Below are 19,187 nucleotides of genomic sequence, written 5' to 3' on the forward strand. Positions count from 1 at the left end.
TGCGCCCCCTATTCCTGTGGTATGTCATAAAAATCACGGTCGAACATGTCGCCGCCTTCGCGGGTCAGGGCGCGGGCGCAGGCGGGCCGCGCCTGCATCCGGTCCCACCATGCCGCAATCGCCGGGTAATCGGCACGGGGCAGGAAATGAAACAGCGCCCGCGCGTTGAACCCGAACATGCAATCAAGCGCGGAAAAACCGCTGTCCAGCATCGTGTCGCGCCCGATCAGCCGCGCGTTCAGCGCCCGCGCCGTCACCGCCAGCCGTTTCGTTTCCAGTTTGATGAACGGCACCGAACGCGCGGTTTCGGGGCGGATGAAATTATACTGAATATTCAGGTTTTGCAGACAGATCGCCTGCGTTTCCGCAAAATGCAGCCATTCCAGAAACGGGGCGCGGTCCGCATCACCGGGACGGGGCGCCAGACGCCCCGCCGTTTCGCACAGCACCTGAACAATCGCGCCGGATTCAAACACCGTCGCGCCGTCCATATCCAAGGCAGGCACCTTCCCCGCCGGGGACCGCGCCAGAAAATCCGGCGCGCGCATCCCCCCATCCGCAAAATCATAGGCGGTCAGACCGTAATCCAACCCCAATTCTTCCAGCAGCCAGATCACGCGGAAACTGCGTGATCCGGGGACGTGGTGCAGATGCATGGTCATTCCTCGGCGTAGTCCAGACGGATCAGCGGCGCGCCCGCCTCGACCTGATCGCCGGCGGCGGCCAGAACCTCGGCCACGGTGCCGGCGCGGGCGGCGGTCAGGCTGTGTTCCATCTTCATCGCCTCCAGCACGGCCAGACGGTCGCCCGCCTGCACCTGCTGCCCGGCGGTGACATGGACCGATTTCACCAGCCCCGGCATGGGCGAACGGGTCAGACCGTCGCCACCGTCATCCGCGCCCTGACGATCCAGCGGATCCAGCGGTGCCAGATGCACGGTGCGCCCGCCGAACACGCTGACCCCGGCGGGATGCGTCACGATGCGGTTGCGGCGCAGCGAATCGTCCACCCACCAGCGGTCACCCTGCCAGCGAACCTCGTGCGTGGAGCCGTCCAGCGTGACACGCGCCGCGCCGGGGCCAAGCACCTCAAGCACGGCGTCGCCGCCGTCCCACTGCATCGTGCGGCGCAGCGGATGCCACAGGGTCGCGCCGCCGATGGTGTCGGGGTTGTGCAGACCGGCCAGCCCGACCACGGCCAAGGCACGGGCGCGCGGATCGGGTTCGGCGGCCTCAACCAAAGCGTCGATGTCGCGCCCGATCAGGCCGGTATCGACATTGCCGTCACGGAACCCCTGATGCCGGGTCAGCGCGATCAGGAAATCGACGTTTGTCACCGACCCCGCGACCTCGGTATCGACCAAGGCGGCTTCAAGCGCGCGCAGCGCAATCGCGCGGGTCGCGCCATGGGTGATGACCTTGGCGATCATCGGGTCATACCACGGGCTGATCGTGTCGCCCTGACGCACGCCGGTTTCGATCCGGGCATCGGGGAAGTTCAGATGCGCCAGCGTGCCGGTGGCGGGCAAGAAACCTGCGGGGACATCTTCGGCATAAAGACGCGCCTCGAACGAATGGCCGCGAATCGACAGGTCGGATTGCTGGGCGGGCAGCGGCTCACCCGAGGCCACGCGCAATTGCCATTCGACCAGATCAACGCCGGTAATCGCCTCGGTCACGGGGTGTTCGACCTGCAAACGGGTGTTCATTTCCATGAACCAGAACCCATCGGGGCGCAGCCCGTCCGACCCGTCCACGATAAATTCAATGGTGCCAGCACCGGCGTAACCAATCGCCTCGGCCGCGCGCACGGCGGCGTCGCCCATGGCCTGACGCATCTCAGTCGTCATGCCGGGGGCCGGGGCTTCCTCGATCACCTTTTGATGGCGGCGTTGCAGCGAACAATCGCGTTCGAACAGATGCACCGCGCGGGTGCCGTCGCCGAACACCTGAACCTCGATATGGCGGGGCGAGGTGATGTATTTTTCAATCAGCACATTGGGGTTGCCGAATGCGGTCGCGGCCTCGCCCTGCGCGCTTTCCAATGCGGCGGCGAAATCGGCATCGCGTTCGACCAGCCGCATCCCCTTGCCGCCGCCGCCCGCCACGGCCTTGATCAGCACCGGATAGCCGATGCGCCCGGCCTGTTCGCGCAGGAAACCGGCATCCTGATTGTCGCCCTGATAGCCGGGAACAACCGGAACGCCCGCCTGTTCCATCAGCACCTTGGCCGCGTCTTTCAGACCCATGGCGCGAATGGCCGATGACGACGGCCCGATGAACACCAGCCCCGCCGCCTGCACCGCATCCACGAAATCGGGGTTTTCCGACAGGAAACCATAGCCCGGATGGATCGCCTGCGCGCCCGTTTCCAATGCCGCCGCAATGATCGCATCGCCGCGCAGATAGCTGTCTTTCGGCGCAGGACCGCCCAGATGCACGGCCTCATCCGCCATGGCGACATGGCGCGCGCCCCGGTCGGCGTCGGAATACACGGCGACGGTCGCCACGCCCATGCGGCGGCAACTGTCGATGACCCGGCAGGCGATTTCACCACGGTTGGCGATCAGAATTTTGCTGAACATGCGTTCCTCCGTTCATGCACCGGGTTTGGGTCCGGTATAAAGTCGTTCGGCTGGCCGGGCTGGCCCGCCGTCATTTGTATTCGATCAGGCCCTGATGACGCGATGTCACCCGACCCCAGTAATACCGCAGCGCCCCAAGGGCTTCGGGCAGTTTTGACAGTGTCTGAAACGCCGCGCAGAGCAGGCAGCCGCTGCGCCGCGCCAGCCGCGCGATTTGCGCCGGATAGGCCAGCAGCACCAGCAACGCCCACGGCGTCACAACCGCGCCCAGCACCGCGACGATGGGCAGCGCCAGCCCCCAGATCAGCGCCCGCCGCAGCCGCGCCCCGGCGGGCTGGTTCGGCCCGTGCATCGCGACCGCCTCGGCCGTGGCATGACCGCCGCGCCGCATCCGCCGCCACCATTGCCCGAACCGAGTCATCGCCGCGTCATGCCAGACCATTTCGTGATCCAGCCGCCAAATCTGCCAGCCCGCATGGCGCAGACGCAGGCACAGCTCCGGTTCTTCGCCCGCGATCAGGGCGGGGTTGAACCCGCCCGCGTCCCGAAACGCCCCGGCGCGCACGACGAAAATGCCGCCGACCGCATCGGTTTCCCCCGCCGGACGGTCCCATTCCGCATCGCACAACTGGTTATAGATCGACGCATCCGGGTGCCGTTCCCGCACCCGCCCCGCCACAATCGCGGCCTGCGCATGGTCGCGCAGAAAATCGCGCGCCGTCGCAACCCAACCATCACGCAATTCGCAATCGCCGTCGATGAACTGAACCAAAGCATCACCCGGCAGCCCGGCCAAAGCGTCAAACCCCGCATTCCGCGCCCGCGCGGCGGTAAAGGGCCGGTCGCTGTCCAGCATCACCACCTGCGCCCCCAGATCATGCGCGGCCAGCACGCTGTCATCCGTTGACCCGCTGTCAACATAAACGACCGGCGCCAAGCCCTGCGCCCGCGCGGATTCCAGACACCGCACCAGCCGCGCCCCTTCGTTGCGGCCAATGATCACGGCGGCAGTGGATAGGTTATTTTCCGGGTGCATGACGGTCCCCCATCGGATCACGGAAATTCAACCAAATGTCACGCATTTCACCGTCGCGCACCGCACGCGCCGGTTTGCCAAACAATCGACGACAAGCGGCAAACCCGCGCCCCATCAGCCAACCCATATTCGCCAGAAACGGCCCCGGCACGCCATAGGCTTTGCGCATGAACCGCGTGCGGGACGCGTAATAATAGGCCGGCAACCGCCGCAACATCCGACGATCTGCGACCAACGACCCGCTGCCGCCTTCGTCATGGGTGACAACGGCATTATGCACTGGCTGGATACGCCACCCCGCACGACCCGCGCGCAGGCAATAGTCAATATCCTCGAAATACATGAAGTAACCTTCATCCAGTCCGCCCAACTGGTCCACCATGTCACCGCGCAACATGATCGCGGCAAAGCTGGCCCAACCAATATCGGAAGCCGCCACGTCATTGGTCAGCGGCACATTCCATCGGCCAAGAAGCCGCGTCACAGGGCCGGATGCCGCGCCGCGGATCACCTCGCTGAATGGCGAGGGTTGACGGAACAGGCTGGTCTGCGGAACGCCCGCGCTGTCGGTGATACGCGGCGAAAACAGCCCCATATCCGGCGGCGCCGCATCCGCCGCCGACAGCATCGCCGCGCAAAACCCCGGCAACAGCAGCGCATCCGAGTTCAGCAACAGGTAATAATCCGCCGGCGCGGCCCCCATGCCCAGATTATGCCCCGCCGAAAAACCGCCATTATCGGGCGATTCGATTAGCCGAACCGGACTGCTGCCAGCGGGCAGCGCCGCGATCTGCGCCGTCAGGTCGCCCACCGACCTATCGCCCGAATTGTTATCTACAACTACGGTCAGCACATCGTCGCGTCCCGCCAGATCGTTCAGAACCGAACGCACACAGGCCCATGTCATCGCCGCCGTGCGGTAATTGATAACCGAAATTAGCAGCCGATATTTTTCCGTCACATCAGCACCTTTACCAATTTGAACCACTCGCAGACGATCAGCATATCGTCGTCAAAGCCGCCATTGCGTTCGAAAAAATCCTGATGCGCGGCGCGCCATTCGGGGGCGTTGCCTTCGCCCTCGGCAAGGGCGAAATCGGCGGGGATGTCGCGAAAGGGCAGCAGCTGAACATCGGTGATCTGATAGATCAGCGCGGGGCGGTCGTCCCAGTCATGGGCCACCATCAGATCACCCGGTTGCGGCACGGATTCGCCTTCGGCCTGATAATCACGCAAGGCGGCGCAGGTCGCGGTTTTGCGACCCTGGACGATCAGGTCCAAGAGGCGCGCCGATAATTCCGGGCTGTCCCCGAAATCCGTGCGCCGCGCCTGCATATGTGCCGCCCCGCCCGCCATTACATGCGGAACACGCCAAAGCGTGTCGGCTCAATCGGGGCGTTCAGCGATGCGCGCAGCGACAGGGCCAGAATGTCGCGGGTTTTGCGCGGGTCGATGATGCCGTCATCCCACAGCCGCGCCGAAGCATAGAGCGGGTGCGACTGATGGTCGAACATTTCGATCGTGGGGCGTTTGAATTCGGCTTCGTCCTCGGCGGACCATGTGCCGCCTTTGCGTTCGATCCCGTCGCGTTTCACGGTCGCCAACACGCCCGCCGCCTGTTCGCCGCCCATCACGGAAATGCGGCTGTTGGGCCATGTCCACAGGAAACGCGGGCTGTATGCGCGCCCCGACATGCCATAGTTTCCGGCCCCGAACGACCCGCCCACCAGCATGGTGATTTTCGGCACATTCGTGGTTGCCACGGCGGTCACCATTTTCGCGCCATGCCGCGCGATGCCTTCGTTTTCGTATTTGCGGCCCACCATGAACCCGGTGATGTTTTGCAGGAAAATCAACGGCGTGCCGCGCTGCGAACACAGTTCGATGAAATGCGCGCCCTTTTGCGCGGCTTCGGAAAACAGCACGCCGTTATTGGCGATGATGCCGACCGGGCAGCCCTGAATATGCGCAAAGCCGGTGACCAGCGTTTCGCCAAAGCGGGCCTTGAATTCGTCAAAGCGGCTGCCGTCCACGACGCGGGCAATCACCTCGCGGATGTCATAGGGGGTGCGCAGATCGCCGGGAACGACGCCCAGAATGTCTTCGGGGTCATAGGCCGGGTCTTCGGGCGATTGCCACGCGACGGTGCTGGGCAGACGGCGGTTCAGGTTGCTGATCGCGCGGCGGGCCTGTGCCAAGGCGTGCGCGTCATCTTCGGCCAGATAATCGGCCACGCCCGACAGGCGGGTGTGAACATCGCCGCCGCCCAGATCCTCGGCGCTGACAACTTCGCCGGTTGCGGCCTTGACCAAGGGCGGTCCGGCCAGGAAAATCGTGCCTTGGTTGCGCACGATGATCGTCACGTCCGACATGGCGGGAACATAGGCGCCGCCCGCCGTGCACGACCCCATCACAACGGCGATCTGCGGAATACCCTTGGCCGACATGCGCGCCTGATTGTAGAAAATCCGCCCGAAATGGTCGCGGTCGGGAAAGACCTCATCCTGATTGGGCAGGTTCGCCCCGCCGCTGTCCACCAGATAGACGCAAGGCAGGTTGCATTCTTCGGCGATTTCCTGGGCGCGCAGGTGCTTTTTCACCGTCATCGGGTAATAGGTGCCGCCCTTGACCGTGGCGTCGTTGGCCACGACCATCACGTCCTGCCCATGCACGCGGCCAATGCCCGCGATCACGCCTGCCGCCGGGGCCGCGCCGTCATACATGCCATGCGCCGCCGTCGCGCCGATTTCCAAAAACGGGCTGCCGGGATCCAGCAGATTGGCCACACGTTCGCGGGGCAGCATTTTCCCGCGCGAGGTGTGCCGTTCCATCGCGGCGGGGCCGCCACCGGCAAGGGCCGCCTCGGCCGCGCTGCGAGCCGTGGCCAACAGGTCCAGATGCGCCTGACGGTTCGCGCGGAACGCATCAGAAGAAGGGATCGCCGAAGTGGTCAGTTTCATAGGGTGGTCCTTGGGGCTTGGGTTTCGGTTGCGCCCGTATGGGGCGTGATAAGGGGGGACAGGCGCTGACCCGCAACGCACAGCGCCAGATCGCGCAGATCATCCTGCGGCAAATGGGAAAACACGGTCACGGCGCGGGGTTCGGTGCCATGCGGCCGCGCGGTCAGATTGGCGCGCATATGATCGCGGCAGGCGGCGGGGTCCGCCATCCATCGGCAATCCAGAGGGGCGAACTGCGCGCAGATCGCGCCCCGGGGATGCTGAAACGGCTGCGGCTGCGCGCACATCATCTGTTCGGTGTCATCAAGGCAGCGGTCAAAGTCGCGAACAGGCCGGTCCAGATCGTCCGGCACATCCGCCAGCACGGGCAGGCGGATCGGGACGCCTTCGACCGCCCCGGCATAGGTCAGCATGGCCAGATGTCGCGACTGGTTGCGCGTGGCGCAGTCATCGGCGCTGAACAGCGCGTCGCATGGTATGTCCTCATCATCCACCGTCATGGTCAGCAAATGATCCATCAGCGCCGCATCCATGCCGCCCGCCCGCGCCTGCGCCGTCACATCGGCCAGACGCGCGGCGATGCCAGTTGCATAACCAACCCGGCACGCATCGGGATCGGGCGCGTCGTCGCACCACATCAGCAACAGATCACAGGGCTGCGGTTCATCCGGTGCCGTGGCCATCTGCGCCAGACAACGATCATGCGCGGCCAGAGCCTGATCCGCAGGCCCCGCCCAAATGGGCCACGGCAACAGCGCCAGTATCAGGGCCGCGCCGCGCATCAGTTATACCTGTCCAGCCACAGCGCCTGACGCGCGGTCAGGACCATCTGGCAGTGCGCGGCGGATGGAACGCGCCCGCTGCCGCCTTCCCATGTCGTCCCGTCATAGGCACAGGCCGCATCGCGATAGGTGATCCAGGCCCGCTGCATGTCGCGCAGCGCCGTGGCCTGTTCGCTGCCCTTGCCCGCGCGGGTCATCACTTCGGCATAGGTCGCGTTCAGCCGCGCGTCCCAGATCGCCCATTCGTTGCTGAAACAGTCGGTCATGCCAGCGGTTGTCTGCCCCGCAGGCTGTTCCATGCAGGCATCCGCCGTGATGCCGATGCAGGCGTCACGCCCGCCATCCGCCAGACAGGCGTTCAGCGGCGCGGCGTCGAACGGCACCTGCGCCAGTGCGACGGCGGGCCATGCCGCCCATATCAGCGCCGCGCGGATCATTCCGGGAACCCCTCATAGCCCAGCACCTGTTCCAGACGCAGAGCCTCGGCCGCGGTCAGGCGCATCTCGCAGGCGAGCCGCGGGATGCGGTCGGCCCCCTCGACATCGGCGCCGCCTGCCTCATGCGCGCAAGCGGCGTCGCGCCATGCGGTCCATGCGGGGGCAAGCGCCAAGGCCAGCGGGTCGTCATCCGTTTGCCGCGCCAGAATATCGCGATAATCGGCCAGCAGCGCGGCCCATTGATCGCCCTCGGCCCCGATGCACAGCAGGTCGGTGGTGACCGCCGGTTCCGCCGCGCCTTCGATACAGATATGCGCGGCCAGCCCGATGCAGGTCGTCCGATCCGCGCCGGTGTGATGCGACAAACAGCCGGTCAGAATCGCCGGGTCATAGCCGCGATCATCCGGCGCGGCCTGCCACATCATTTCGGTGACGATGCAATTCTGCGCGCCCTGCGGCGTGGCCGGGTCCAGTTCCGCGATGCAGTCCAAGGCCATGACCCCCAGACAGTCAAACGCCCCCGGCTGGTCCTGACAGGCGCGCACCATCTGCGCATCCACCACCACACCCTGCCCCGCCGCAGGCAGCGCCATCAGCAGGATCAGGGCGGCGGCGCGGATCATTCAGCCGGCCCCTGGCCGCGCATGGCCAAAGCCTGCCGCGCGGTCATATCCATCACACAATTCTGCACCGCAGGCGCCGCCGCCGTGCCGCCCTGATACACCGCGCCCGCATAAGCACAGGTTGCATCGCGCCACGCCATCCACGCCCGCTGCGCATCACGCAGCAGCGGCGCGGTTTCCGGGGTGGTCATGCCTAACGCCTTAGCCTCGGCATCGGCGGCCTCGGATTCGGCCATGGCCACCTGATAGGCGTCGTTCAGCATGTTGTCCCATTGGTCGGTTTCCGCCGACAGGCAGGACACCATCCCAGCGGTTGAGCTGTCCGAACACCGCGCCGCCGCGATGCCGATGCAGGCGTCGGGGGTGTCCGCCCGCACATCCAGACACGACCACAGAATATCCGGGTCATACCCCCCGTGATCCTGCGCCATGGCAGGCGCGGCAAAGATCAGTGCGATTGCGGCCATGCGGATCATCATTTCCCCCCTGATGTCGCGGTGCAGATGGCCTGAGGCCCCGGCGGGGCAACAGGCGGTGTCATCGGGGCAGCGCCCCCCGGCCCGTCAGACCAGATTCATCAATTCGCGGCCAATCAGCATCCGGCGGATTTCGCTGGTGCCTGCGCCGATTTCCATCAGCTTGGCGTCACGGAACAGACGGCTGACGGTCGAATCGTTCAGGAAGCCCGCGCCACCCAGTGCCTGAACCGCCTGATGCGCCTGCACCATGGCCTGTTCCGACGCATAAAGAACCGCACCGGCCGCGTCCTGACGGGTCACTTTACCCGCATCGCAGGCCTTGGCGACCTCATAGACATAGGCGCGGGCGGTGTTCAGCGCGACATACATATCGGCGATCTTGCCCTGCATCAGTTGGAAATTGCCAATCGGCTGACCGAACTGTTTGCGTTCCTTCATATAGGGCATCACTTCGTCCAGACAGGCGGCCATGATGCCGGTGCCGATGCCCGACAGAACCAGACGTTCGTAATCCAAGCCCGACATCAGAACGCGCACGCCGCGCCCTTCTTCGCCCAGGATGTTTTCGAACGGGATTTCGCAATCTTCAAAGATCAGCTCACCCGTGTTCGACCCGCGCATCCCCAGCTTGTCGAAATGGGGGCTGGTGCTGAAACCCTTCATCCCGCGTTCGACGATGAATGCGGTGATGCCTTTGGACCCGGCTTCGGGGTCGGTTTTGGCATAAACGACCAGAGTGTGCGCGTCGGGCGCGTTCGTGATCCAGTATTTGTTGCCGTTCAGAACAAAGCGGTCATTTTTCTTTTCCGCGCGCAGCTTCATGCTGACAACATCGGACCCCGCGCCTTCTTCGGACATGGCAAGCGCGCCCACGGCCTTGCCGCTGCACAGATCGGGCAGGTATTTGCGGCGCTGTTCGTCGGTGCCGTTCAGCTTGATCTGGTTAACGCACAGATTCGAATGTGCGCCATAGGACAGGCTGATGCTGGCCGAGGCCCGCGCCAGTTCCTCGGTCGCGATCACATGCGCCAGATAGCCCATGCCCGACCCGCCGAATTCTTCGGACACGGTGATGCCCAACAGACCCAGCTCGCCCATTTCCGGCCACAATTCGTTCGGAAATTCATTGTCTTTATCGACCTGCGCCGCCATCGGCTTGACGCGATCCTGCGCCCAGCGATGCACCATATCACGAAGCGCGTTAACGTCTTCGCCCAGATCGAACTCCATCCCTTGCGTAAACATCGCCGCAACTCCCTCTGGCTTTATTGAACGCTTGTTCATTTATTACATCAGCCGCCACGCAGCCGTCAAGCACAGCCTGCGCGCGGATGCGGGTGGCGTCAACACCTGCTTGCGCGCGGACGCGCGGGGCGACATGGTGCGCGCGATAATGGGGGCAGATATGCGGCTGATGATGTTGCGCCACGCACCGGCAATGACGGGCGGGCGGCTGGCGGGGCGAACCGATGTGGACGCCGATTGCAGCGATGCGCGCGCCTTGGCGTGGGTGGGCGCGCATGTGCGGGGGCGCGTGCTGGCCAGCCCCGCGCGGCGCTGCGTGCAGACGGCGCAGGCGATTGGCCACCCGGCAGAGGCGACCGATGCGGCGCTGTGGGAACAAAACCATGGCATTTACGAAGGTGCCACGCCCGACGCGATTCCCGATCTTGGCCCCCTGCCCGCCGCCGAACTGGCGGCATGGCGCGCGCCGGGCGGCGAGAGTTTCACCGACATGGCCGCCCGCGTCATTCCGGTTCTGCGCGGGCTGAGCGGCGACACGCTGATCGTGGCCCATGCCGGAACCGTGCGGGCGGCGCTGTCGATGGTGGTTGGCCCTGCCGCGTTGTCCTTCTCGGTTGCGCCGCTGTCGTTAACCACGCTGCGGCGGGTCGGGGATGATTGGGCGGTTGATTATGTGAACCTGACCGCGCCTAAGGTGGCGACATGATGATTGCGGCGATTGCGCTGATTCTGGATGCGGCGATTGGCTGGCCGGATCGGGTCTATGCCCGGATCGGTCATCCGGTGACGTGGCTGGGGCGGCTGATCGCCACGCTGGACGCGCGCATGAACCAAGGTGGCGCGCGCGTGCTGCGCGGCACCATCACGGCGCTGATCGTGATTGCGGCGGCGGTGATCCCGGCGGTTGCGGTGCAGGCGTGGCTGGGGCCGTGGGTCGCGGCCGTGCTGGCCTGGCCGCTGGTCGCGGCGCGGTCGCTGCATGATCATGTGCGGGCCGTCGCGCGCCCGCTGATGGCGGGCGACCTGCCCGCCGCGCGGCACGCCACGTCGATGATCGTTGGCCGCGATGTGACCCGCGCCGATGACGCCGCGCTTGCCCGCGCCAGTATTGAAAGCCTTGCCGAAAACGCATCCGACGGCGTGATCGCGCCGCTGTTCTGGGCGGCAGTTGCCGGGCTGCCGGGGATCGCGGCGTATAAGGCGATCAACACGATGGATTCCATGATCGGCCACCGGACGCCCCGGCACAACGAATTTGGCCGCTTTGCCGCGCGGTTGGATGATGTCGTGAACCTGATCCCGGCGCGGCTGACTGCGCTGTTATTCGCGACTGCGGCCACGTCGCGCGCCGCCCTGCGCACGGCATGGCGGGACGCCCCGCGCCACCGTTCCCCCAATGCCGGCTGGCCCGAGGGCGCCATGGCCGGCGCGCTGAACATCCGCCTGTCGGGGCCGCGCGTCTATGCCGACCGGATCGCGCCGGAACCGTGGCTGAACGAAACCGCCCCCGATCCAACCGCCGCCAGCATCGACCGCGCTTTGCGCATCTATCGCCGTGGGGTTGCGCTGTTCGGGGCGGTGCTGGTGGTGCTGGCGGTTCTGTGACCCCCTCTTGAAACGCGGGGACGGCGGCCTTATCTGTGTGATCCGGCGGGTTTCTGCTCTGCTCGCGTGCGGCCTTTTTTCCACTGGCCTATACGTTTTCCGAGGGCGCTGGCTCTGACGTGATCCTGGTTACGTTACCTGGTGCCCACCTGATTAATCAGGCTTTCGGGAAATCTGTTGCCGCCGCGGCTGCTGCGGTTCCCGCCACTGATAAACGCCCTGCGCCCGTCGCAGCGGCGTTTTTTCACGCGCGCATGAAAAAGGGCGACCCAAAGGCCGCCCCCGTTCGTTTACCGATCCAAGGATCAGAAGCCGTAAACCACAGCCACGCCCAGCGTGTTGTTGGTGCGGGTTGCACGGTTTTCAACATATTCGGTTTTATAGCTGACGCGGGTGGCCAGCTGGTCCGACATGCGGAAGTTCACGCCGAATTCGTTGGTGTAACGGTTGTCGCTGTCTTTCGACGCCAACAGGTCGGTGTCGTTGGTCACGAACACGTTTTCGTTGAAGCGGTGATACAGACGCGACGACGCGATGTAAGCGATTTCGGTGTTCGAACGGTCACCGGTGGTCGCTGCATATTGCGCGCCGGTTTGCTGGTAGCGAACGCCGACACCGGCCTGAACGCGCCATGCGGTGTCTTCGGTGTTCACGATGCGGTAGCCCGGACCAAAGCCCAGGAAGCCGTCGCGACGCAGGTCGGTCGGGTTGTTGGTGCCGTCAACCAGACCGTTGACTTTCAGGCTGCCCAGACCAAACGCATAGAACTGGTCGTTGAAGTAATACTGCGCGTCATAGATCGCGGTGACTTCTTGCTTGTCGCGCTCACCGCTGTCGTTTTCGGTGAACTCGATCGACAGGCCAACGCTTTGCGCGAATTGACCTTGGTTATAGTTCACGCGGCCAGCCAGTGCGAAATCTTGGTTTTCGACGTTGCCGGTGCGGCCGGTATAGGACAGCGACATGGTGCCGAACAGGCCGGTGCGGCGGTCAGCCGGGCCGAAACGGTCACGGTCAACCGAACGGTCAAAGCTGTCGGTCACCGAATCTTCGATCCGCTTGATGTTGGTGTCCAGTGCCGAAATGCCGGTCGCGTCAGCGCCGGTCGAACGCTGAACTTGGGCCAGTGCGGGGGTGGACAGAACGGCCAGCAGGGCGGCGGTTCCGGTCAGCAGCGTAGCTTTTTTCATCTTGTATTCCTCACGAGCTGAGTTGTGTGTTCCGGGCCATCTGCCCGAAGCATCATCTGCATCGGGATAAGTAATCGGGACCGCGCCGGGTTCAAAGGGGCGCGCAAATTTCACCTGCGAACCGCCTGCTATCGAAAACGTGACCTGTGTGGAGATCTGGTGCAGACGGCGGTTCTTTGCCCATCTGCGCCGAGATCGCATTTTGATGGAACCGTCGCGCAATGCGGGCAAAATGCTGTTATTTAAGCGGTTTTTATCAACCTGACATCGTAAGGCGGTGATTTTCAATCGAAATATTGTGTGACACCGGCGCAATTGCCTATTTTTCAGGCAATCACACGATCCGGCACCAGACATCAAAATGTTGCAAAATCGACACGCAGATGGCGTTTTTTGGCCGCAATCTGCGTTACTGCGGGGAATGGTCGGCGCGCACAGGCTGGGGAATCGGGGCCGGTTGCGGTTGGGCAACCCATTGCCAGAACCGGCGACCGCCGCCGCCCGACCCGTCGGCAAGGCTCATGACCGCAATCGCGAATTGCACGCTGGCAAAGATAATGCTGTTGAAAAACACCAACATAAACACCGCCAGCCAGCCCATATCGCTGCTGGCGATCAGGTGACGCAGTCGCGCCACATCCAGCACAATCAGCAATGCGGTGAAGATCATCGCCAGCACAATTCCGATCAGAACGCTGACGATATACAGACGGACAAGCTTTGGCATGGCGGCACCCCTGACAGATGCCGCCAGCCTAATCATTCGCGCCGAAAAAGAAAGTGGCGAAAAAGAAAGCGGTCAGTTTGCCGCAAACGCATCCGGGCGCAGGTCGCGCGCGACGTGATCCAGAACCGCGTTCACGAATTTCGGTTCTTTCCCATCGGGGAAAAACGCCTGCGCCAGACGCACATATTCGGTAATCACGACCTTGACCGGGGCCTTTTCCGCCACCAATTCCGCGCCCGCCGCGCGGAACACCGCGCGCAGCACCGGATCAATGCGATCAATCGGCCAGCGGGCGACCAGCCCCCGGTCGGTCGCCTGGTCAATCCGCGACTGCCACGTCACCGCATCATCGACGATGCGGGCGAACATTTTGTGATCGGCCTCGGATGTGGGGCCGTCGCGGTCGTCGGCGTCGATGCGATACAGGTTGAATTCCTGCGTCACGCGGTCGGCGGTCTGGCCTGCGGCCTCCATCTGAAACAGAGCCTGAACGGCGTAATACCGCGCCGCGCTGCTGAGTTCGCGTTTGGTCGGTTGGGATGCGTCGGTCATGCGCGGGTCTGCCCTTCTAATTCGCCGGCCAGCCGGATCACGTCATCGGGGGTCGCGCGCAGGCTGGGCCGCGTTCCCCATTTGCGGGTCAGCGCGATCAGATGCAGCGCCGCAGCGGCCGCGCCGCCCCCTTTGTTCTGGCCGTTGGCGTCGGCGCGAACCGCCGCCTGTTCCATATTCTCCACCGTCAGGATGCCGTTGCCGATGCACACACCTTGCAGGCCCAGCAAGGTCAACCCCCGGCTGCTGTCGTTGCACACGGTGTCGTAATGCGTGGTTTCGCCGCGGATCACACAGCCCAAACCCACAAAGCCGTCATAATTCGCCTGACGCGCGGCAATGCCAATCGCGGTCGGGATTTCCAACGCGCCCGGCACCTCGATCACGTCCACGGTCGCCCCGGCCTGCTGGGCAACCCCCGTCGCGCCCGCAACCAGATTGTCGGCAATATCTTTGTAATAGGGGGCAACGACGATCAGCAACCGCACCGGCGCGTCAAAACGCGGCAAGGGCAATTCGTGATGCGCGGTGTTACTGGCCATGATTCAGTCCTTAGGGATAGGTCGCGTGGAATGGATCGAAAGCCCGTAGGCGTCAAGCCCCACCACCGTGACAGGTGCGGAATTGGTCAGCAAGATCAGTTCCGACAGCCCCAAGGCCGACAAAATCTGTGCGCCCAGCCCGTATTGCCGCAGTTTATGCGGGGTTGCGTCGTCGGGCATGGCCAGCCGGTTGGTCAGGTCCCGGATCAGGACAACGACGCCGCGCCCCTCATCCGCAATGGCGTGCATCGCAGCGGGCAGGTTTCCCGCCGTGTCACGCCCCACGCCCAGCACATCATGCAGCGGATCCAGCGCGTGCATCCGCACCAGCACAGGTTCCGGGGTCGAGATGTCGCCTTTGGTCAGCACGATATGTTCCGCGCCCTGCGTTTCGTCGGCAAAAATGCGCATATCCCATTCGCCCCCATGGACCGAGGTAACAGCCCCACGCCCCCGTTCCGCAATCAGGTTATCATGCCGGCGGCGATAGGCGATCAGGTCGCTGATGGTGCCGATCTTCAGCCCGTGTTTTTGCGCAAACTGCACCAGATCGGGCAGACGCGCCATGGTGCCGTCGTCATTCATAATCTCGCAGATCACGCCCGCCGGGTTCAGCCCGGCAAGGCGCGAAATATCGACTGCGGCCTCGGTATGGCCCGCGCGGACCAGAACGCCGCCGTCGCGCGCGCGCAGAGGAAAGACGTGGCCGGGCGTGGCAATATCGGCCGCCCCGCGCGTCGGATCAATCGCCACGCTGATGGTGCGGGCGCGGTCATGGGCGCTGATGCCGGTGGTGACGCCTTCGCGCGCCTCGATCGACATGGTAAAGGCGGTTTCATGGCGGCTGCTGTTTTTCGGCGACATCAGCGGCAGGCCCAGCGCATCGACCCGCGCCGCCGTCATTGACAGGCAGATCAGCCCCCGCCCATGCGTCGCCATAAAGTTAATCGCATCCGGCGTCGCCATCTGCGCCGGGATCACCAGATCGCCTTCGTTTTCGCGGTCTTCGTGATCGACCAGCACGAACATCCGCCCATTGCGGGCGTCGTCGATAATATCCTCGATCGGGGAAATGGTGCTGGCCAGATCACGCTCGACCGGACCGGGTTGTTCGTAGTGCATGGCGCGCCCCTTGTTTCCGGGTGGTGTAGCTGATGCGGGGGCCAAGGGCTAGGGGCGTTCCCATTCCGCCAACCGCGCCACATACCGCGCCAGCGTGTCGATTTCCAGGTTCACCGCGTCGCCCACGGCGGCATCGCCCCATGTTGTGACCTGTTGGGTGTGGGGGATCAGGTTCACGCCGAAGCGGGTGTCGGCCACGTCGTTTACGGTCAGGGATGTGCCGTTCAGCGCGACCGAGCCTTTGGGCGCGATAAAACGCGCCAGATCGGCAGGGGCGTCGAATGTCAGGCGCAGGCTGTCGCCTTCGGGGCGGGCGTCCACGATCTGCGCCACGCCGTCCACATGGCCGCTGACGATATGGCCGCCCAGTTCGTCGCCGACCCTCAGCGCGCGTTCCAGATTGACGCGCGACCCAACCGTCCAGCCGCCTAGGTTCGTTTTCGACAGGGTTTCGGCGGAAATATCCACGTCGAACCAATCGCCGCCCTTGGCGACGACGGTCAGGCACACCCCGTTGCAGGCGATGGACGCGCCCAAATCCACGCCGGCCATGTCATAGCCGCAACCGATCCGTGCGCGCAGATCGCCGCGCGATTCAATCAACTGCACCAGCCCGATGTCTGTGATAATTCCGGTGAACATGGCCGCCCCCTGTTAGCTGTGCGCGTTTGTCGCCCAGACCCGCACATGACGCAAGGGCATTGGCTTGCCCCGCGTTCTGTGCCAATGGGCGCGGAACGCAACCGCAAATGGCCCGCATGACCCCGCGCAATCAACACCTTACTGGCACCGGCCGCGTCTTTTTGATGCTGCAAGGTCCGCATGGCCCGTTCTTTGACGATCTGGCGGCGGCTTTGCGTGGAACGGGGGCTGTGGTCTGGCGCTGTGCGTTCAATGCCGGTGATGCGCATTTCTGGTCGGACGCGGCGCATCTGATCCCGGTGCAGGTGGGGCCTGCGGGCTGGCCTGCGGCTCTGAACGGGCTGCTGGATCAGCACGGCGTTACGGACATAGTTCTCTATGGCGATGCGCGCCCCATCCATGATGCCGCGCGGCAGGCGGCAGTGGCGCGGAACCTGACCCTGCATGTGCTGGAGGAAGGGTATCTGCGCCCTTATTGGATCACCTATGAACGTGGGGGGGCGAATGGACATTCGGCGTTGATGGATCTGGATCTGGGGCAGATGCAGGCGGCGCTGCGGTCGCACCGCGACGATCCGCCGCAGCCTCCGGCCAGTTGGGGCGATATGCGGCAGCACCGGTTCTATGGCGCGCTGTATCATCTGATCCTGCTGATGGGGCAACGCCGCTTTCCGCATTATCAGCGCCACCGGACCGCCCGCCTGACGACCGAGGCGTGGTTAAACCTCACCCGCCTGATTGCGGCCCCGTTTCTGTCGCTGTGGCGGCGGGTGAAATGGCTGCGAATGACAGCGCAGGCATGGCCCTATTCGCTGGTGTTGCTGCAATTGGAACATGACGCCAGCCTGCAATGCCATTCCCGTTTTGACACAAACGCCCAGCTGATTGCCGAGGTCATCGCCAGTTTCGCCCAAAACGCCCCCAGCGATCAGCACCTGATCCTGAAGGCCCACCCGCTTGAGGATGGCCGCGCCAAAAATGGCCGCGCGGTGCGCCACGCGGCGCAGGCGCATGGCGTGACAGGGCGCGTGCATTACCTGCCGGGGGGAAAACTGGCGGCGGTGCTGAAACGCGCGCTGTCGGTGGTGACGGCCAATTCGACGGGGGCGCAACAGGCGCTGTGGCGGGGGATTCCGGTGCTGGCTCTGGGTCGGGCAATTTATGTCAAACCCGGCGTGGTGTCGGATCAGACGCTGGATGCGTTTTTTGCCGCGCCCCAGCAACCCAACCGCGCGGCCTATCGTGTGCTGCGCGATTTTCTGTTGCGCAGCAGTCAGGTTCCGGGCGGGTTTTATTCCGCACAGGCCCGCGATGACGCGCTGTCGCACCTGCCGGCGCTGATGTTGGCGGCGCAGGATCCCTATACGGCCTTGCTGGCCGACCCGTTGCAAGAATGCGTCTCAGATCAACAGGAAAACATTTCGTGATGGAAACGGGCGGCGGTCGCGTTTATGGTCGCGACCAAACAAAAAGCCCGACCGACAGACAGGAGAATCCCAAGGTGAACGCTATCCTCTCGCGCCGTAATCTGACGCGTCTGGCCCTGTGTGGTGCCATGTCGCTGCTGGCCGCCTGCGCCCTGCCCCGGTCCGGCCCCAGCAAAGAGGAAATCTTTAGCGGCGCGGTCGAACGCGGCGGGAATGCGCATGTGATCTTTGTCAACGACCACGTCGCGCGGTCTACGAATTTCGTGCCGAGCTATGGGTTTTCAGCCAGCTTCCGCAATGCGGGACAGGTGGGCGCCGATGACATCCGCCCCGGCGACGTGCTGGGCCTGTCGATCTGGGAAAACGTCGATGACGGGCTGCTGACCTCGCTGGGGTCCAGCTCCAGCCAGCTGCAACAGATTCAGGTGGACAGTCAGGGCTATATCTTTGTTCCCTATGCGGGCCGTGTGCGCGCCGCGGGCAGCACGCCCGACCAGCTGCGCCAGACGATCACCACCCGTCTGTCGGAACAGACCCCCGACCCGCAGGTCACCGTGACCCGCGTGGCCGGTGACGGCGCCACGGTGTCGGTCATGGGCCGCGTCGGATCGCAGGGCGTGTATTCGATTGACCGCCCCACCCGCACCCTGTCGGCCATGCTGGCCCGCGCCGGTGGTGTGGCCATCCAGCCCGAAATCGCGGTTGTCACCGTCAAACGCGGGCGTGAAACCGGGCGCGTCTGGATGACTGATCTGTATGGCAGCACCGCCAACGACATCGCCGTTCGCCCCGGTGACCTGATCGTGGTCGAAGAAGACCGCCGCAGCTTTACCGCATTGGGCGCGCTTGGCGGGCAGACCCGCGTTCCGATGGGCAGCGAGATGATCAACGGGATCGAGGCGATTGCCTTGGTCGGCGGTCTCAACAGCAATCTGGCGGACCCGACCGGCGTGTTCATTCTGCGCGACGAACCGCAATCGGTGGCCAGCCGCGTTCTGGGCAAGCCGGTGAACGGCACGCAGCGCATGGCCTATGTTCTGGACCTGACCCGTCCGAACGGGCTGTTTCTGGCGCGCGATTTCACCATCCGCGACGGCGATACGGTCTATGTGACCGAGGCGCCCTATGTCCAATGGATGAAAACCTTGGGCGCGTTGACGGGCGGTGTGACCGCTATTGACCGCGCCGCGAATGTGGTTGACCGCTGATCACACGGCTGTTCGTTTTTAATGGC

Annotated in this window: 21 protein-coding genes; 4 read left to right on the forward strand and 17 right to left on the reverse strand. The window is 64.3% G+C overall.

What is annotated here, in order from left to right; all coding sequences use genetic code 11:
- Positions 1–8: 8 nt before the first annotated feature.
- The 11 genes from Q4G20_RS00735 to Q4G20_RS00785 all read right to left on the reverse strand — a co-directional run bounded on the left by Q4G20_RS00735 (position 9) and on the right by Q4G20_RS00785 (position 10,146).
- Positions 9–656, reverse strand: a complete 648-nt coding sequence (locus tag Q4G20_RS00735; RefSeq protein WP_303341136.1) for a glutathione S-transferase family protein — start codon at positions 654–656, stop codon at positions 9–11.
- Between the two features lie 2 nt (positions 657–658).
- Positions 659–2,584 carry an acetyl/propionyl/methylcrotonyl-CoA carboxylase subunit alpha gene (locus Q4G20_RS00740; protein WP_303341138.1) on the reverse strand — a complete coding sequence of 642 codons (1,926 nt, stop codon included), beginning with the start codon at positions 2,582–2,584 and terminating at the stop codon, positions 659–661.
- Between the two features lie 70 nt (positions 2,585–2,654).
- Positions 2,655–3,620 (reverse strand): glycosyltransferase family 2 protein, encoded by a 966-nt coding sequence (locus Q4G20_RS00745; protein ID WP_303341140.1) that lies wholly within the window; start codon positions 3,618–3,620, stop codon positions 2,655–2,657.
- Positions 3,604–4,581, reverse strand: a complete 978-nt coding sequence (locus tag Q4G20_RS00750; protein ID WP_303341142.1) for a glycosyltransferase family 2 protein — start codon at positions 4,579–4,581, stop codon at positions 3,604–3,606. Before Q4G20_RS00750 ends, Q4G20_RS00745 begins: the two co-directional genes overlap by 17 nt.
- Positions 4,578–4,955, reverse strand: a complete 378-nt coding sequence (locus tag Q4G20_RS00755) for an ASCH domain-containing protein (protein ID WP_303341144.1) — start codon at positions 4,953–4,955, stop codon at positions 4,578–4,580. The genes Q4G20_RS00750 and Q4G20_RS00755 overlap by 4 nt, the downstream gene beginning before the upstream one ends.
- A 20-nt stretch (positions 4,956–4,975) precedes the next feature.
- On the reverse strand, positions 4,976–6,580 hold the full coding sequence (locus Q4G20_RS00760) for a carboxyl transferase domain-containing protein (RefSeq protein WP_303341146.1): 1,605 nt from the start codon (positions 6,578–6,580) through the stop codon (positions 4,976–4,978).
- Positions 6,577–7,362: a hypothetical protein gene (locus tag Q4G20_RS00765; RefSeq protein ID WP_303341148.1), complete on the reverse strand. Its 786-nt coding sequence runs from the start codon at positions 7,360–7,362 to the stop codon at positions 6,577–6,579. Before Q4G20_RS00765 ends, Q4G20_RS00760 begins: the two co-directional genes overlap by 4 nt.
- Entirely contained in the window at positions 7,362–7,799 is a 438-nt protein-coding gene (locus Q4G20_RS00770) for a lysozyme inhibitor LprI family protein (protein ID WP_303341150.1), read from the reverse strand. The genes Q4G20_RS00765 and Q4G20_RS00770 overlap by 1 nt, the downstream gene beginning before the upstream one ends.
- Positions 7,796–8,422, reverse strand: a complete 627-nt coding sequence (locus tag Q4G20_RS00775; protein ID WP_303341152.1) for a lysozyme inhibitor LprI family protein — start codon at positions 8,420–8,422, stop codon at positions 7,796–7,798. The genes Q4G20_RS00770 and Q4G20_RS00775 overlap by 4 nt, the downstream gene beginning before the upstream one ends.
- Positions 8,419–8,889, reverse strand: a complete 471-nt coding sequence (locus tag Q4G20_RS00780) for a lysozyme inhibitor LprI family protein (protein WP_303341153.1) — start codon at positions 8,887–8,889, stop codon at positions 8,419–8,421. Before Q4G20_RS00780 ends, Q4G20_RS00775 begins: the two co-directional genes overlap by 4 nt.
- Before the next feature lie 96 nt (positions 8,890–8,985).
- Positions 8,986–10,146, reverse strand: coding sequence for an isovaleryl-CoA dehydrogenase (locus Q4G20_RS00785; RefSeq protein WP_303341154.1), 1,161 nt, complete (start codon positions 10,144–10,146; stop codon positions 8,986–8,988).
- 160 nt (positions 10,147–10,306) lie between these two features.
- On the opposite strand from Q4G20_RS00785, the gene Q4G20_RS00790 reads away from it, so the two are divergent.
- On the forward strand, positions 10,307–10,852 hold the full coding sequence (locus Q4G20_RS00790) for a histidine phosphatase family protein (protein WP_303341156.1): 546 nt from the start codon (positions 10,307–10,309) through the stop codon (positions 10,850–10,852).
- On the forward strand, positions 10,849–11,751 hold the full coding sequence (gene cbiB / locus Q4G20_RS00795; protein WP_303341158.1) for an adenosylcobinamide-phosphate synthase CbiB: 903 nt from the start codon (positions 10,849–10,851) through the stop codon (positions 11,749–11,751). Before Q4G20_RS00790 ends, cbiB begins: the two co-directional genes overlap by 4 nt.
- 305 nt (positions 11,752–12,056) lie before the next feature.
- Here cbiB and Q4G20_RS00800 read toward each other — a convergent pair whose 3' ends face one another.
- The 6 genes from Q4G20_RS00800 to Q4G20_RS00825 form a co-directional block, all read right to left on the reverse strand.
- Positions 12,057–12,941: a YdiY family protein gene (locus Q4G20_RS00800; RefSeq protein WP_303341160.1), complete on the reverse strand. Its 885-nt coding sequence runs from the start codon at positions 12,939–12,941 to the stop codon at positions 12,057–12,059.
- Positions 12,942–13,350: 409 nt separating this feature from the next.
- Positions 13,351–13,668 (reverse strand): hypothetical protein, encoded by a 318-nt coding sequence (locus Q4G20_RS00805; protein WP_303341162.1) that lies wholly within the window; start codon positions 13,666–13,668, stop codon positions 13,351–13,353.
- A gap of 72 nt (positions 13,669–13,740) precedes the next feature.
- Complete coding sequence (nusB, locus tag Q4G20_RS00810; RefSeq protein WP_303341164.1) at positions 13,741–14,220, reverse strand: transcription antitermination factor NusB; 480 nt, start codon at positions 14,218–14,220, stop codon at positions 13,741–13,743.
- Positions 14,217–14,762, reverse strand: coding sequence for a 6,7-dimethyl-8-ribityllumazine synthase (locus Q4G20_RS00815; RefSeq protein ID WP_303341166.1), 546 nt, complete (start codon positions 14,760–14,762; stop codon positions 14,217–14,219). The genes nusB and Q4G20_RS00815 overlap by 4 nt, the downstream gene beginning before the upstream one ends.
- A gap of 3 nt (positions 14,763–14,765) precedes the next feature.
- Positions 14,766–15,884, reverse strand: coding sequence for a 3,4-dihydroxy-2-butanone-4-phosphate synthase (gene ribB / locus Q4G20_RS00820; RefSeq protein WP_303341167.1), 1,119 nt, complete (start codon positions 15,882–15,884; stop codon positions 14,766–14,768).
- A 48-nt stretch (positions 15,885–15,932) separates the two neighbouring features.
- Positions 15,933–16,526, reverse strand: a complete 594-nt coding sequence (locus tag Q4G20_RS00825) for a riboflavin synthase (protein WP_303341168.1) — start codon at positions 16,524–16,526, stop codon at positions 15,933–15,935.
- A gap of 116 nt (positions 16,527–16,642) precedes the next feature.
- Here Q4G20_RS00825 and Q4G20_RS00830 point away from each other — a divergent pair, with 116 nt between their 5' ends.
- Complete coding sequence (locus Q4G20_RS00830; RefSeq protein ID WP_303341170.1) at positions 16,643–17,953, forward strand: capsule biosynthesis protein; 1,311 nt, start codon at positions 16,643–16,645, stop codon at positions 17,951–17,953.
- Between the two features lie 128 nt (positions 17,954–18,081).
- Positions 18,082–19,161: a polysaccharide biosynthesis/export family protein gene (locus tag Q4G20_RS00835; protein WP_303341420.1), complete on the forward strand. Its 1,080-nt coding sequence runs from the start codon at positions 18,082–18,084 to the stop codon at positions 19,159–19,161.
- Positions 19,162–19,187: the final 26 nt, after the last annotated feature.

Source organism: Paracoccus sp. (in: a-proteobacteria) (assembly GCF_030538495.1).
Taxonomy (GTDB): domain Bacteria; phylum Pseudomonadota; class Alphaproteobacteria; order Rhodobacterales; family Rhodobacteraceae; genus Paracoccus.

What these genes read in the sequence shown, in the direction of transcription:
- Q4G20_RS00735 (WP_303341136.1), bottom strand. Translation starts at nt 656, where the DNA reads ATGCATCTGCACCACGTCCCCGGATCACGCAGTTTCCGCGTGATCTGG.
- Q4G20_RS00740 (WP_303341138.1), bottom strand. Translation starts at nt 2,584, where the DNA reads ATGTTCAGCAAAATTCTGATCGCCAACCGTGGTGAAATCGCCTGCCGG.
- Q4G20_RS00745 (WP_303341140.1), bottom strand. Translation starts at nt 3,620, where the DNA reads ATGCACCCGGAAAATAACCTATCCACTGCCGCCGTGATCATTGGCCGC.
- Q4G20_RS00755 (WP_303341144.1), bottom strand. Translation starts at nt 4,955, where the DNA reads ATGCAGGCGCGGCGCACGGATTTCGGGGACAGCCCGGAATTATCGGCG.
- Q4G20_RS00760 (WP_303341146.1), bottom strand. Translation starts at nt 6,580, where the DNA reads ATGAAACTGACCACTTCGGCGATCCCTTCTTCTGATGCGTTCCGCGCG.
- Q4G20_RS00765 (WP_303341148.1), bottom strand. Translation starts at nt 7,362, where the DNA reads ATGCGCGGCGCGGCCCTGATACTGGCGCTGTTGCCGTGGCCCATTTGG.
- Q4G20_RS00770 (WP_303341150.1), bottom strand. Translation starts at nt 7,799, where the DNA reads ATGATCCGCGCGGCGCTGATATGGGCGGCATGGCCCGCCGTCGCACTG.
- Q4G20_RS00775 (WP_303341152.1), bottom strand. Translation starts at nt 8,422, where the DNA reads ATGATCCGCGCCGCCGCCCTGATCCTGCTGATGGCGCTGCCTGCGGCG.
- Q4G20_RS00780 (WP_303341153.1), bottom strand. Translation starts at nt 8,889, where the DNA reads ATGGCCGCAATCGCACTGATCTTTGCCGCGCCTGCCATGGCGCAGGAT.
- Q4G20_RS00785 (WP_303341154.1), bottom strand. Translation starts at nt 10,146, where the DNA reads ATGTTTACGCAAGGGATGGAGTTCGATCTGGGCGAAGACGTTAACGCG.
- Q4G20_RS00790 (WP_303341156.1), top strand. Translation starts at nt 10,307, where the DNA reads ATGCGGCTGATGATGTTGCGCCACGCACCGGCAATGACGGGCGGGCGG.
- cbiB (WP_303341158.1), top strand. Translation starts at nt 10,849, where the DNA reads ATGATGATTGCGGCGATTGCGCTGATTCTGGATGCGGCGATTGGCTGG.
- Q4G20_RS00800 (WP_303341160.1), bottom strand. Translation starts at nt 12,941, where the DNA reads ATGAAAAAAGCTACGCTGCTGACCGGAACCGCCGCCCTGCTGGCCGTT.
- Q4G20_RS00805 (WP_303341162.1), bottom strand. Translation starts at nt 13,668, where the DNA reads ATGCCAAAGCTTGTCCGTCTGTATATCGTCAGCGTTCTGATCGGAATT.
- nusB (WP_303341164.1), bottom strand. Translation starts at nt 14,220, where the DNA reads ATGACCGACGCATCCCAACCGACCAAACGCGAACTCAGCAGCGCGGCG.
- Q4G20_RS00815 (WP_303341166.1), bottom strand. Translation starts at nt 14,762, where the DNA reads ATGGCCAGTAACACCGCGCATCACGAATTGCCCTTGCCGCGTTTTGAC.
- ribB (WP_303341167.1), bottom strand. Translation starts at nt 15,884, where the DNA reads ATGCACTACGAACAACCCGGTCCGGTCGAGCGTGATCTGGCCAGCACC.
- Q4G20_RS00825 (WP_303341168.1), bottom strand. Translation starts at nt 16,526, where the DNA reads ATGTTCACCGGAATTATCACAGACATCGGGCTGGTGCAGTTGATTGAA.
- Q4G20_RS00830 (WP_303341170.1), top strand. Translation starts at nt 16,643, where the DNA reads ATGACCCCGCGCAATCAACACCTTACTGGCACCGGCCGCGTCTTTTTG.
- Q4G20_RS00835 (WP_303341420.1), top strand. Translation starts at nt 18,082, where the DNA reads ATGTCGCTGCTGGCCGCCTGCGCCCTGCCCCGGTCCGGCCCCAGCAAA.